Below are 12,563 nucleotides of genomic sequence, written 5' to 3' on the forward strand. Positions count from 1 at the left end.
TCCAAGGGCATCTGAGCCCCCTCCCCATGACCGCACCCACCCCCGTATCCGCATCGGCACCGCCGCGCATCGCGCTGATCCATGCCCTGCCGCATTCCGTCGAACCCATCAACGCCGCCTTCGAGGCGCAGTGGCCCGATGCGCTGCGCATGAACCTGCTGGACGACAGCCTCTCGGCCGACCTGGCGCGCTCGGGTGCGGGGCTGGATGCGGCCATGCACGACCGGTTCCTGCGGCTGGCGGACTACGCCGTGGGCACGGGTGCGCAGGCGCTGCTGTTCACCTGCTCGGCCTTCGGGCCGTGCATCGAGGCAGTGGGGCGCCGGCATGCGGGGCTGCCGGTGCTCAAGCCCAACGAGGCCATGGTGGACGACATCGCGCAGGCCGCCGGGCCCGGTGCTGGCGAAGGGCCCGTGGGCCTGATCGCCACCTTCGCGCCCACGCTGGCCTCGATGCCACCGGAGTTTCCCGCGCACGTGGCGCTGCGCACGGCCCTGGCCGATGGCGCGCTCGACGCGCTGAACCGGGGCGATGCGGCGCTGCACGACCGGCTCATCGCGGAACAGGCGCGGACGCTGCAGGCCCAGGGGTGCCGCCGCATCGCGCTCGCGCAGTTCAGCATGGCGCGCGCGCGGGGGGCGTGCGAGGCGGCCACGGGGCTGCCGGTGTTCACCACCGTGCACAGCGCCGTCGCGCGGCTGCGCCAGCGGCTGGGCTGAAAAGAGAAAAAAGTGGAAAGGCCGGCGGCGCAGGCGCGCTCAGTGCCCCGCCGGCGCACCGCCCGCCTGCCGGCCCACCGGCCGCAGGCCCCAGCTGGCGGCCAGCCACACCGCGCACAGCAGCGCCGTCACGGCAAAGAGCTGCGGCGTGCCGGCCCACTTCGCCAGCGCGCCGCCCAGGGCGCCCCCGGCGAACAGGCCCAGCGACTGCAGCGTGTTGTAGGTGCCCAGGGCCGCGCCGCGCAGGTGCGGCGGCGCCATGCGCGAGACCAGGCTGGGCTGGCTGGCCTCCAGCGCGTTGAAGCCGCAAAAGAACAAGAACAGCAGCAGCCCCAGCGCCCACAGCGCAGGCACGGCGCCGGCTGCGGCCACGCCGCCCAGGCCCAGCTGCACGAGCAGCACCAGCCCGATGGCGGCCAGCAGCGACTCGCGCAGGCGGCCGCGCCGCTCCAGCGCGAACAGCCCGCCCATCATGGCGAACGACAGCACCACGGCGGGCAGGTACACCTGCCAATGCGCGGCCTTGGGCAGCCCCGCCTGCACCAGCAGCGCGGGCACGGCCACCCACATGGCCATCTGCACCGTGTGCAGCACGAACACGCCCAGGTTCAGCCGCAGCAGGTCGGCATGGCGCCACACCTCGGCCAGGCGCCCGCGCGGGGCGTCGGCATGGCGCGCGGGCTCGGGCGGCACCACCCACAGCACCACGGCGATGCCGCTCAGCGCCAGTGCGCAGGTCAGCCCGAACAGGCCGGCCAGGCCGATGTGCGCGGCCAGCACGGGGGCCGCGACGAGCGCCACGGCGAACATCAGCCCGATGCTGCCGCCCACCAGCGCCATGGCCTTGGTGCGCACGGCATCGCGGGTCTGGTCGGCCAGCAGCGCCGTCACGGCGGCCGACACCGCGCCCGCGCCCTGCAGCGCCCGGCCGGCCAGCAGCCCGGTGAGCGAGTCGGCCAGCGCCGCGAGCAGGCTGCCGGCGGCGAACACGGCCAGGCCCAGCACGATCACGCGCTTGCGCCCGAAGCGGTCGGACGCCATGCCCAGCGGCAGCTGCAGCACCGCCTGCGTGAGGCCGTAGATGCCCATGGCCAGGCCGACGAGCGCGGGATCGTCGCCGCCCGGGTATTTGCGCGCTTCGAGCGCGAACACGGGCAGCACGAGGAACAGCCCCAGCATGCGCAGCGCGAAGATCAGCGCCAGCGCGAGGCTGGAGCGGCGCTCCAGCGGCGTCATGGCGGTGGCGTTGGACGGGGGCGAGGCGGTGGCGCCTGGACCTGGAGGGTGGGTGGAGGAATCCGGCACGGTGGGTGCGCTGAGGGCCTGAAGCCAAAGCCGCGATTCTCGCCCATCGCCCGCGGGCCGGAACCGGCGCCACCGCGCAGGCATTGACGGCCTGGCGAACCCGTTTTCGCCGTTGCAGGCCCAAAAGGCCATCATGCCGGCGGATTCATTGCCCTGATTGCTATCAAATCAGGAGTAAATGATTTTTTGACCCGACGCCGAACCATCCCCCGCCCGGGAGCAGGGGCCGGGTTGCCCTGCGGACGGCCCGCGCCGGGGGCGTGGCCTATCATGGTGGGTTTCCCCGCCCAGAGCCGCGCCCACCGTGAACCACTCCCCCTTCTCCCGGCCCGCCGACGATGGCGACGCCCCTGCGGCCCCGGCCGCCGGCCGCTACCTCGGCGCCGCCCTGCAGCAGGCGCGCATCAGCATCCGCGGGGCGCGCACGCACAACCTCAAGAACATCGACCTGGACATCCCGCGCAACCAGCTCGTGGTGATCACCGGGCTGTCGGGCTCGGGCAAGTCCAGCCTGGCGTTCGACACGCTCTATGCCGAGGGCCAGCGCCGCTACGTGGAGAGCCTGTCGGCCTATGCGCGGCAGTTCCTGGGCCGGCTGGACAAGCCCGACGTGGACCTGATCGAGGGCCTGTCGCCGGCCATCTCCATCGAGCAGAAGGCCACCAGCCACAACCCGCGCTCCACCGTGGGCACGGTGACCGAGATCCACGACTACCTGCGCCTGCTGTACGCGCGCGCCGGCACGCCCTACTGCCCCTACCACGGCCTGCCGCTGGCCGCCCAGACGGTGAGCCAGATGGTGGACGCCGTGCTGGCCCTGCCCGAGGACACCCGCCTCATGGTGCTGGCCCCGGTCGCGCGCGACAAGAAGGGCGAGTTCACCGAACTCTTTGCGCAGATGCAGGCGCTGGGCTACGTGCGCTTTCGGGTGGACGGCGCCCTCTACGAATACGAAAGCCTGCCGCAGCTCAAGAAGACCGAAAAGCACGACGTGGACGTGGTGATCGACCGCCTCAAGGTGCGCGCCGAGATGCAGCAGCGCCTGGCCGAAAGCTTCGAGGCCGCCTTGCGCGTGGGCGCCGTGGAGGGCAACGGCCGCGTGCTGGCGCTGGAGATGGATGGTGGGCAGGAGCACCTGTTTTCCAGCAAATTCGCCTGCCCCGTGTGCAGCTATTCGCTGGCCGAGCTGGAGCCGCGCCTGTTCTCGTTCAACTCGCCCATGGGCGCCTGCCCGGCCTGCGACGGCATCGGGCAGCAGGAGGTGTTCGATCCCACGCGCGTGGTGGCCTTTCCGTCCTTGAGCCTGGCCAGCGGCGCCATCAAGGGCTGGGACCGGCGCAATGGCTACTACTTCGCCATGCTGGAGAGCCTGGCCAAGCACTACCGCTTCGATGTGGAGGCACCCTACGAATCGCTGCCCCTGCCGGTGCAGCAGGCCGTGCTGTACGGATCGGGCGAGGAGGAGATCGCCTTCAACTACGTGCTGGACAGTGGCGCCAACAAGGGCAAGGCCATCGTCAAGAAGCACCCCTTCGAAGGCATCCTGCCCAACATGGCGCGGCGCTACCGCGAGACCGATTCGGTGGTCGTGCGCGAAGAACTCACCCGCTACCGCAGCACCCAGCCCTGCCCCGAATGCCATGGCGCGCGGCTGCGGCTGGAGGCGCGCCACGTGAAGGTGGGCGAGGGCGAACAGGCCCGTGCCATCTACGAGGTGAGCCACGCCACGCTGGCCGACGCGCACGCCTGGTTCTCGCACCTCAAGCTCACCGGCGCCAAGGCCGAGATCGCCGACAAGGTCGTGCGCGAGATCGGCACGCGCCTCACGTTCCTCAACGACGTGGGGCTGAACTACCTGAGCCTGGACCGCAGCGCCGAGACGCTCTCGGGCGGCGAGGCTCAGCGCATCCGCCTGGCCAGCCAGATCGGCTCGGGCCTGACCGGCGTGATGTACGTGCTCGACGAGCCCAGCATCGGCCTGCACCAGCGCGACAACGACCGCCTGATCGCCACCTTGCAGCACCTGCGCGACATCGGCAACAGCGTGATCGTGGTCGAGCACGACGAGGACATGATGCGCGCCGCCGACCACGTGATCGACATGGGCCCCGGCGCCGGCGTGCACGGTGGGCGCGTGATGGCGCAGGGCACCTACGACGCCGTGCGCAGCCACCCCGATTCGCTCACGGGCCAGTACCTGTCGGGCACGCTGTCCATTCCCGTTCCCCCGCGCCGCACGCCCTGGCTGCCCGTGATGGAGGGCACCCCCACCGCCCCCGAGGCGGCCAGGAAGGGCAAATCGCGCTTCCCCGAAACCGAGGCCAGCAAGCGCCGTGCGGAGCAGCGCGCGGAGCGCCAGGCCGAGCACCGCGCCACCCAGGGCCGGCTGCAGGCCCTGCGCGTGGTCGGCGCCACGGGCCACAGTTTGAAGAACGTGAGCGTGGAGTTTCCCGTGGGCCTGCTCACCTGCGTGACCGGCGTCTCGGGCTCGGGCAAGAGCACGCTCGTCAACGACACGCTGTATGCCGCCGTGGCCCGCCAGCTCTACCGCGCGCACGACGAGCCCGCGCCGCACGATGCCATCGAGGGCATGGAGTATTTCGACAAGGTCATCAACGTCGACCAAAGCCCCATCGGCCGCACGCCGCGCAGCAACCCCGCCACCTACACCGGCCTGTTCACGCCCATCCGCGAGCTGATGGCCGAGGTGAACACCGCCAAGGAACGCGGCTACGGCCCCGGGCGCTTTTCCTTCAACGTGGCCGGCGGCCGCTGCGAGGCCTGCCAGGGCGACGGTGTGGTGAAGGTGGAGATGCACTTTCTGCCCGACGTGTACGTGCCCTGCGACATCTGCCACGGCCAGCGCTACAACCGCGAGACGCTCGAGGTCCTGTGGAAGGGCAAGAACATCGCGCAGATCCTCGACCTCACGGTGGAAGACGCGTTTGCCTTCTTCAAGGACGTGCCGACCATCGCGCGCAAGCTGCAGACGCTGCTGGACGTGGGCCTGTCGTACATCCGCCTGGGCCAGGCCGCCACCACGCTCTCGGGCGGCGAGGCCCAGCGCGTGAAGCTCGCGCAGGAATTGAGCAAGCGCGACACCGGCCGCACGCTCTACATCCTGGACGAGCCCACCACCGGCTTGCACTTCGCGGACATCGACCTGCTGCTCAAGGTGCTGCACCAGCTGCGCGACGCGGGCAACACCATCGTCGTGATCGAGCACAACCTGGACGTCATCAAGACGGCCGACTGGATCATCGACATGGGCCCCGAAGGCGGTGCCGGCGGCGGCACCGTGGTAGGCGAGGGCACGCCCGAAGACCTGGCCGCCAACCCGGCCAGCCACACCGGGCGGTATCTGGCGCGCTACCTGCCGTCCACAGCGCAGGGCTGATCGATGGTTACGTTACTTTCGGTGGCAAATCAGTTGCCCCGAACCGCGCCGTGCGCCGGTTTTTACCCCCAGAATCCGCGGTTCTAAAAGCAACCGAAGACGGAACGGGGGAGGTCCCATGAACAAGGGCATGGTCCAAGTGGACCAGGAGCGCCTGCGTGCGCAGCTGGAGAAAAAACTGCCGCCCAAGGTGCGGCTCTTTCAACTGGATGACATCCCGGTCGTGATGCGCTCGCGCATGGGGTGGCCGGTGGCGGCGGCGTTGATGGAGCGGTGGTTTCGGGGGGCTGCGTTTGAGATGCCGGGTCCCATGAAGCGGGGTGAGGCCGTCAGCCGGCCTAGCACTCTCAACGCGGCGCAATTGGATGAAAACACTGTTTCCATGGCATGGGCGCGTGGTTTCGCGAGGGTGAACGCCGCCATGGCAAAACTGCAGTCCCAGTGGGCCACTCCTGCTGGCGTGGCGCAATTGAAAAAAATCGTCAGGGAACAAGGCTTGGGCCGCCCGGGAACGCAAGTGTGGCGACTGGGCGACCTGTCAAAGCCCGCGAAAATTCTGGACGAAACCTGTCAAGTGAATTACCTGGGGTTTGGCCGACTCAGCGATCCTCTGGACGATTTCTATGGGGCCATGGGCGAGGCCACCCTGAAGGTGGCCGTGTCAGGCATGGTGACGCCGAAAGGAACCGGAAAGGCTTCGATTGCCATTGATGAATTGGGTTTCTATTTGCGAGACGCCTACGATTTCAACGATGGCGAAAATTCTTTTCTTTCGCAACCCCTGGGTTTCTGGGGTTTCAGGGGTGTCGAAAGACTCCAGTGGGGTTCTGGCGTTTCCATCTCCGAGCAATGGGTCCAGGAAACAGATGCTCAAGTGCGAAGCCACACCTACCTAGTGCAGAACACGGATTTTCGTCGCTGGCGTGCGTTACACAGCAGGGGTGGCGATTTCATCGTCCTGTCGAATGTGCACCGCGTGCAGCTTCCTTTTCCGATTTACATGGAGTGGTGATGCCTCTGAGAGATTTGAAAAAAGTGCCGTGTATTGTTTGGTGTCTCGCCATTAACGCATTGCTCTTCGCAGGGTGGAATGTCTATGCCCCCACCTTCGCATACAGCGACAACAGCCCGCACATGACATACCGAGTGGATGTCTACAACGCCTCGATCCTTCAAAGAATCATCCACTACGACTTCAGAATGCCTGCGATCGTGCGGCTGTACCGGGTGGAGCCCAGGACGCTACTGGCCCAAAGCCAAGTCGTCGATATGAGTGGGGGAGATGGCCGTATCAGTTGGCATACCGCTCCCCCGCTCGATTTCAACGAGGTGTATGCGGGCCATGGCGTGCTGTTCGAGAACATACCCTCCGAATGCACAACCCAGGCGCCGCCGCCGAGCTGCCTGAATCAGCCAGAAACGAAATCACGATGAAGCAATCTGCCTTGCGCAAGGTTCCTTGCATTGCTTGGTGCCTGGCGTTGAACACTGTGCTGTTTCTCGCGTGGTACGCGTCCACGCCGACGCTCCACAACCGCTACAACAGTCCCTTGCACATCTATCGGCTGGAAATCTACGATGCATCCTGGTGGCAGCGTCTGCAGCACCTGGATGCAAAGAAGCCTTCCATCGTCCGTCTCTACCATTCCGATTCCCAGGCGTTGTTGGGGACCAGCCCAGTGGTCGATCTTTGGCGCAACGATGCCATCGCCTGGAGCGTGAACTCGCCGGGAGACGACAACCATGTGCGTGTGGGGAAGGACGTGCTGTTCGACAAACTTCGATCCGAGTGCGCGCCGCCGTCTCCCTTGCGCATCTGCGAGCCGCAGCAATGAGCGATGTCTCGCGGCGGTGGTCACACTTGCCTTGTGCAGAACGAAGACTTTCGCAAATGGCGCACGGCGCATGGGCGCGGCGACGACTTCGTCGTCCTATCCGACATGCACCGGGTGCGTCTTCCCTTTCCGATCCAGCTGGAATGGTGATGAAACTGTCAGGTCTTCGTAAAGTCCCTTGTATCGTTTGGTGCCTTGCACTGAATGCATTTGTTTTTTTGGGGTGGTACGCGGCGACACCCACTTTCTTCGACAGTGAGAGCAGCCCTCACCGCGTTTATCTCCTTGAGTTCTACAAGGCATCGATCATTCAGCGTGTCATCCATTACGACTACAAGATGCCTTATGTGGTGCGTCTTTACCGGGTTAATTCCAGGACATTGCTCGGTGAAAGCGAAGTGGTCGATCTCTGGATGAATGGCGAGACCAGTTGGCATTTGGATGCGCCGGTAGCCACTAACAAAGTTTACGTAGGGCGGGATGTGTTCTTCAACAACATTCCTTCCGAATGCACGGACCCTACTTTGCCACCAGATTGCCCTGCCAAGAAGTGAAGCAGATCAATGCCGGACTCATGATTTTCTCTTGTAGAGATGGTGAAAAACCTGTTTGCAATAGAGGCTCGTGCTTCGTCTGGTGCTTGGCGGTGACGGCCCTCTTTGTCATGGCTTGGTACGCCATGACGCCCACATTTTTCGATAGCGAAAACAGCCCGCATCGCGTTTACCGTCTGGAGTTCCATAAAGCATCTCCCTTGCAAAGAATCGCCCATCTCGATTTCAAGATGCCCTATGTCGTGCGCTTGTACAAGATCGAGCCCAAGACGCTGCTGGGTGAAAGCGAGGTGGTCGATCTCTGGCTGAACGGCGAAATCACGTGGTATCTGAATTCTTCGGTGGACCGGAATGAAGTGCGCGTCGGCAGGGATGTCTTGTTTGAAAAAATCCCAGCGGAATGCACACCTGCGTCACCGTTGGTCAGTTGTCCCAAGCCTTGATGCGCCCTTTGAAAAAAATCCCGTGTGTCGTGTGGTGCCTGGTGCTGGGTGGTTGTGTTGTTTTGGGGTGGCGCGCCACTTCCCCTACGTTCCTGTACAGCTACAACAGTCCTCATGAAATCTATCGCCTTGAGTTCCATCAGGCATCGATCCTGCAGCGCATCGTCCACCACGATTTCAGGATGCCTTTCGTCGTCCGGCTATATCGCGTTTCGCCCAAAACGCTGTTGCGAGAAAGTGAAGTCGTGGACCTTCAAGGTGGAGGGCAGTTCGACTGGCACCTTGATCCACCAGTCGCTACCAACAAGGTGTACGTAGGCAATGAAGTGGTGTTTGAGGGCATCCCCTCGGAATGTGGCGACTCACCGCTTGCCAGTGGGTGTCCCGCCAAGCCTTGATGAAACCGCGCCGGCCGTGAGCGAGTCTGTGCAAATCAAGAAAACCACCCTCGGATGGGGTGCGGCCTTGGCAGCCCTTGCTGCTTTGGCTTGGTATGCCTCAACACCGATTTTTTTCGACAGCGAGAACAGTCCGCATCGGGTTTACCGACTGGAGTTCCACAAATCATCGATCCTCCAGCGCGTCTTTCACCATGACTACAAGATGCCTTACGTGGTGCGTTTGTACCGCTTGGATTCCAGAACTTTGCTGGGTGAAAGCAGCGTGGTCGATCTATGGCTGAATGGAGAGACCTACTGGTATCTGGACCCGCCGATGGACATGAAGAGAGTGCGTGTGGGGCGCGATGTGCTTTTCGAAAACGTCCCCTCCGAATGCACGGACCCGACACGGCCATCGGATTGCGGCCCCCACAACTGACGCTTGCTAACCCACCGCGCCACCCATCACCCCAAAAAACCCAGATTCACCGGATACGCCGCTCCCCCGAAATTCCCCAGCCTCGGCAGCACGCCGGTCATCTCGGTGTTTGCCACCCCGAACCACCGCGCCATCGTGGCCGCGTACTGGTCCACCGCGGTGCTGGGCAGCAGGCGGCCCTGGCCCACGTGCCACTGGTCTTCGCTGCCGCTGCCGTTGCCCACGCTGATGGGCGGCGGCGTGCCGTAGAAGGCCGCGCCGCGCACGGCGCCGCCGACCACGAAGTGGTGGCTGCCCCAGCCGTGGTCGGAGCCGTCGCCGTTCGACGTGAGCGTGCGCCCGAAGTCCGACGCGGTGAAGGCGGTCACCTTGTCGGCCACGCCCAGCTCCACGGTGGCGTTGTAGAACGCGGTCATGGCGCTGCTCACGCGGTCCATCAGCACGGCCTGGCCGGAGACCAGGTTGTCGTGCAGATCGAACCCGCCCAGGGACACGAAGAACACCTGCCGCCGCGTGCCCAGCGCGCCGCGCGCTGCGATCAGCCGCGCCACGATCTTGAGCTGGTCGGCCAGCGGGTTGCCCGTCGGGAACGCGGTGGACACGCCCGTGCCCGCCAGCGCGGCGGAGATCTGCCCTTCCGAGCCGATGGAGCGCTGCGTCACGCGCGCGTATTCGGCCTCCATCGCGTGGGCGCTGGCGGCCTGCACCAGCTCGCCCAGCACGCCGCGCACGGCGCTCGATCCATAGACGTTGTTCTTGACCCCGTTGATGGGCACGGCGCCGCTGGTGCTGATCTGGTACTGCAGCGCCTGATCGCCCGAAAGGAACACCGCGTTGCCGCTGGCCGAGATGCAGGTGAACAGCGAATTTGTGTTGGCGGACAGCGCCAGGTCGCCCAGGTTACCGCCCCAGCCCACGGTGGAGCCTTCGGCGCCCTGCGATTGCCACACCGACTGCTGGTCGTTGTGCGAAAAGAGCTTCGGGGGCAGCGGATAGGTGCGGCGGTCGGCACTGGCGTACTGCGCCCGCGTGAGCGGCACCACCAGCGGACCCACGTTGAGCTGCACCGCCGCGCGCCCGCTGTTGAACAGGCCGGCCATGCCGGTCATGGCCGGGTGCAGCGCGTACTGCAGGCCGCCCGCGATCGCGCTGGCTGGCTGCAGCACCGTGCCGCCCAGCGCACCGCGCCCGAGCGCGATGCCGCCCGCGGCACCGTCCGCACCGCCGCCGCGGATGGTGGCGTACTGGGCGTAGCGCGCGCTGTCGTAGGGCACGACGGTGTTGGCGTAGTCGTTGCCGCCGTACAGGAAGACGCACACCAGCGCCTTGTAGTCGTTGGCTTCGAACGCCGCGGCCTCGCCTAAAGCGGCGAGGTTGAGGGCGAACGGCAGCGCGGTGCCGGTGGCGGCCAGCTGGGCCGAGCGCCGCAGGAAGGCGCGGCGCGTGTGGCGGGACGGGTCGATGAAGGAGGTGGACGGGTTCGTGGGCATGGGCGTGTTCCGTGGGGCAGGGGCGGTCACTTCTGCACGAGGTATTCGGGGCTGGCCATCACCAGCAGCACGGCCGCGGCGACGCGGTTGAGCTGGACGGCGGCGGTGCTGCTCGCCGTGACGGGCGTGGTGTTCAGCGCGGCCACGATGCGGCCCTGTGTGGCGGCGGACACCTGGCCTGCCGACAGCAGCAGCACCGCCTTGCGCACCAGGGCCGTGGCGTCGGCCACCAGCGGCAGCAGGTTGGCGTAGGTGCAGGCGATGTCGAAGCCGTTGCTCGCGTTGCTGGCGTTTTGCGGCAGGTCGGGCGCGTTCACGAAGATGCCGTTGCGGATGGCGTTCTGCATGAAGTTCAGGTAGCCGCTCACGCTGGTTTCGTTGACGATCTGGAACTCCGGCGCGACCTGGCCGTTGGCGGCCATGGCGGTGGCAGGCGGCACGTAGCCAGGGCGAAAGAAGTTGAACACCGATCCCGCGCGCATCGGGCTTTGCCCCAGGCGCGTGGCGGGGTCGCTCAGGTCGCCGATCTTCCAGCTGCCCTGCGCGGAGCGCAGCCCGAAGGTGCGGCCCCATTGCACGAAGCGCACCATGGGCTCGCGCAGGCGGCCGAACTGCGGGTTCGAGAGCCCCGTGGCGCTGCGCGCTTCGGCATCGAGCAGCACGGCGGCCACCACCGCGCGCAGGTCGCCCCGGGTGCCGCTGCCGTTGTTGGCGAACGCCGCCGCCACGCGCGCCACGTAGGCCGGGCTGGGGTTGCTGGTCACCAGGCGCTGGATGAGCTGGCGGCCGATGAAGGGGCCGACGTTGGGGTGGTTGAAGAGGGTATCGAGCGCCGTCTTGAGCGCCGCCTCGCCGGGCGTGCCGCCGCCGACGGTGGTGCCCAGGAAGGTCGCGGCCAGCGTGGAATGCCGGCTGGCGGTGAGCACCATCGGCAGCCGGGCCTGCTGCGGGCTGGGCACGGTGCTGGTGCCCACGGTGGTGGGCTGGTTCTGGCTGCGGTCGTAGTCGTAGCCGGTGAACACGCGCGCCAGGTTGCTCACGTCGGCGGCGGTGTAGCTCTCCAGCCGGTTGCCGCTGCCGTCGCGCTGCTCGGTGCCGTCGGCGTTGAGCTGGTACAGGCCCAGCGTGAACAGCTGCATCACCTCGCGGGCGTAGTTCTCGTCGGGCTGGCGGCCGGTGCGCGCGTCTTCCTTCTGGTTGCCGCGCGTGTTCAGGTACACGCCCATGGCCGGGTTCAGCGTCACGGCCTCCAGCAGCGCGCGGAAATTGCCGAGCGCGTGCGTGTTGAGCACGTCCCAGTAGCCGGCGGCGAGAAAGGCGTTCCAGGTCTGGTCCAGGCCGTTGACCGAGACCACCATGATCTCCGACAGGGCCAGCGCCACCCGCTTGCGCACTGCGTCGCCCGCGGTGAACAGCTGGTTCCACAGCATGAAGTCGGCCGGGTAGGCCGCGTTGTACAGGCGCGTGTCGGCATTGGCCACGCCGTAGCCGCGCTGGGTGAGCCAGTCGGTGCCCGTCGTGCCGATGGGCTGGGCGAACTGGTCGGCCAGCCAGGCGGCGTAGCCCCGGGCGCGCACCTCGGCGATGGCCTCGTCGGTGGCCGAGAACTGCGCCTGCAGCAGAAAACGCGCGGCCTCCTCGTCGGTGGCCGGGGCGTTCACGGCGCCCGTGCCGCCGCCCGAGGGCGCCGGGCTGGGGGCCGGGGTGCCCGCGGCGGGCGGCGCGCTGGTGCCGCTGTCTTCGCTGCCGCCCCCGCCGCCGCAGGCCGACAGCAGGGCGGCCGCCAGCGCGGCGGCGCCGGCGGCCGGGGCGCCAGGGGAGGGGGTAACCGAGGGCGAGTGAGAGGGGGTGGGCTGCGGGGCCGGCGAGGGGCCTGGCGGGGAGGCCGCAGGGCGGTCGGAGCTGAGGGCGGGTGCCGCGGGGGTCAGCATCATGGGCGTCTGTCCCGGGCGAACGGGAAGGGGGCGGATGGGGACACGGGGCATCGCCGGGGCATCGGGG

At 66.9% G+C, this 12,563-nt stretch carries 13 protein-coding genes; 10 read left to right on the top strand and 3 right to left on the bottom strand.

From position 1 onward, the window contains the following. Positions 1-26 precede the first annotated feature (26 nt). Complete coding sequence (locus tag M5C98_RS00405) at positions 27-719, top strand: aspartate/glutamate racemase family protein (protein ID WP_272550315.1); 693 nt, start codon at positions 27-29, stop codon at positions 717-719. Between the two features lie 39 nt (positions 720-758). Here M5C98_RS00405 and M5C98_RS00410 read toward each other — a convergent pair whose 3' ends face one another. After that, positions 759-1,955, bottom strand: a complete 1,197-nt coding sequence (locus M5C98_RS00410) for an MFS transporter (RefSeq protein WP_272553395.1) — start codon at positions 1,953-1,955, stop codon at positions 759-761. Positions 1,956-2,328: 373 nt separating this feature from the next. Between M5C98_RS00410 and uvrA the strand changes: the two genes are divergently transcribed. From uvrA to M5C98_RS00455, 9 genes are all read left to right on the top strand, one after another. Then, the gene (gene uvrA / locus M5C98_RS00415; protein WP_442867212.1) at positions 2,329-5,421 is read left to right on the top strand and encodes an excinuclease ABC subunit UvrA; all 3,093 of its coding nucleotides are present in this window, start codon (positions 2,329-2,331) and stop codon (positions 5,419-5,421) included. Positions 5,422-5,539: 118 nt separating this feature from the next. Next, positions 5,540-6,433 (top strand): DUF6402 family protein, encoded by an 894-nt coding sequence (locus tag M5C98_RS00420; protein WP_272550316.1) that lies wholly within the window; start codon positions 5,540-5,542, stop codon positions 6,431-6,433. Continuing rightward, positions 6,433-6,855 carry a hypothetical protein gene (locus M5C98_RS00425; RefSeq protein ID WP_272550318.1) on the top strand — a complete coding sequence of 141 codons (423 nt, stop codon included), beginning with the start codon at positions 6,433-6,435 and terminating at the stop codon, positions 6,853-6,855. Before M5C98_RS00420 ends, M5C98_RS00425 begins: the two co-directional genes overlap by 1 nt. After that, the gene (locus M5C98_RS00430) at positions 6,852-7,256 is read left to right on the top strand and encodes a hypothetical protein (protein WP_272550319.1); all 405 of its coding nucleotides are present in this window, start codon (positions 6,852-6,854) and stop codon (positions 7,254-7,256) included. The genes M5C98_RS00425 and M5C98_RS00430 overlap by 4 nt, the downstream gene beginning before the upstream one ends. A gap of 3 nt (positions 7,257-7,259) precedes the next feature. Next, on the top strand, positions 7,260-7,406 hold the full coding sequence (locus tag M5C98_RS00435; RefSeq protein WP_442867213.1) for a DUF6402 family protein: 147 nt from the start codon (positions 7,260-7,262) through the stop codon (positions 7,404-7,406). Further along, on the top strand, positions 7,406-7,810 hold the full coding sequence (locus tag M5C98_RS00440; RefSeq protein ID WP_272550321.1) for a hypothetical protein: 405 nt from the start codon (positions 7,406-7,408) through the stop codon (positions 7,808-7,810). Before M5C98_RS00435 ends, M5C98_RS00440 begins: the two co-directional genes overlap by 1 nt. Positions 7,811-7,830: 20 nt before the next feature. Continuing rightward, positions 7,831-8,253: a hypothetical protein gene (locus M5C98_RS00445; protein ID WP_272553397.1), complete on the top strand. Its 423-nt coding sequence runs from the start codon at positions 7,831-7,833 to the stop codon at positions 8,251-8,253. Continuing rightward, entirely contained in the window at positions 8,253-8,651 is a 399-nt protein-coding gene (locus M5C98_RS00450) for a hypothetical protein (RefSeq protein ID WP_272550323.1), read from the top strand. The genes M5C98_RS00445 and M5C98_RS00450 overlap by 1 nt, the downstream gene beginning before the upstream one ends. 28 nt (positions 8,652-8,679) lie before the next feature. Then, a complete protein-coding gene (locus M5C98_RS00455; RefSeq protein WP_442867214.1) occupies positions 8,680-9,072 on the top strand; it encodes a hypothetical protein in 393 nt (130 codons plus the stop codon). A gap of 26 nt (positions 9,073-9,098) precedes the next feature. Here M5C98_RS00455 and M5C98_RS00460 read toward each other — a convergent pair whose 3' ends face one another. After that, positions 9,099-10,562 carry a DUF1501 domain-containing protein gene (locus M5C98_RS00460; protein WP_272550324.1) on the bottom strand — a complete coding sequence of 488 codons (1,464 nt, stop codon included), beginning with the start codon at positions 10,560-10,562 and terminating at the stop codon, positions 9,099-9,101. 26 nt (positions 10,563-10,588) lie between these two features. Continuing rightward, positions 10,589-12,493, bottom strand: a complete 1,905-nt coding sequence (locus tag M5C98_RS00465) for a DUF1800 domain-containing protein (protein ID WP_272553401.1) — start codon at positions 12,491-12,493, stop codon at positions 10,589-10,591. Positions 12,494-12,563: the final 70 nt, after the last annotated feature.

Source organism: Acidovorax sp. NCPPB 3576 (assembly GCF_028473605.1).
Taxonomy (GTDB): Bacteria; Pseudomonadota; Gammaproteobacteria; order Burkholderiales; family Burkholderiaceae_C; genus Paracidovorax.

Excerpts from the sequence above, each read along its gene's own strand:
- M5C98_RS00450 (WP_272550323.1), top strand. The coding sequence starts at position 8,253 with ATGCGCCCTTTGAAAAAAATCCCGTGTGTCGTGTGGTGCCTGGTGCTG.
- M5C98_RS00465 (WP_272553401.1), bottom strand. The coding sequence starts at position 12,493 with ATGCTGACCCCCGCGGCACCCGCCCTCAGCTCCGACCGCCCTGCGGCC.
- M5C98_RS00420 (WP_272550316.1), top strand. The coding sequence starts at position 5,540 with ATGAACAAGGGCATGGTCCAAGTGGACCAGGAGCGCCTGCGTGCGCAG.
- M5C98_RS00445 (WP_272553397.1), top strand. The coding sequence starts at position 7,831 with ATGATTTTCTCTTGTAGAGATGGTGAAAAACCTGTTTGCAATAGAGGC.
- M5C98_RS00410 (WP_272553395.1), bottom strand. The coding sequence starts at position 1,955 with ATGACGCCGCTGGAGCGCCGCTCCAGCCTCGCGCTGGCGCTGATCTTC.
- M5C98_RS00405 (WP_272550315.1), top strand. The coding sequence starts at position 27 with ATGACCGCACCCACCCCCGTATCCGCATCGGCACCGCCGCGCATCGCG.
- M5C98_RS00435 (WP_442867213.1), top strand. The coding sequence starts at position 7,260 with ATGTCTCGCGGCGGTGGTCACACTTGCCTTGTGCAGAACGAAGACTTT.
- M5C98_RS00425 (WP_272550318.1), top strand. The coding sequence starts at position 6,433 with ATGCCTCTGAGAGATTTGAAAAAAGTGCCGTGTATTGTTTGGTGTCTC.
- M5C98_RS00460 (WP_272550324.1), bottom strand. The coding sequence starts at position 10,562 with ATGCCCACGAACCCGTCCACCTCCTTCATCGACCCGTCCCGCCACACG.
- M5C98_RS00430 (WP_272550319.1), top strand. The coding sequence starts at position 6,852 with ATGAAGCAATCTGCCTTGCGCAAGGTTCCTTGCATTGCTTGGTGCCTG.
- M5C98_RS00440 (WP_272550321.1), top strand. The coding sequence starts at position 7,406 with ATGAAACTGTCAGGTCTTCGTAAAGTCCCTTGTATCGTTTGGTGCCTT.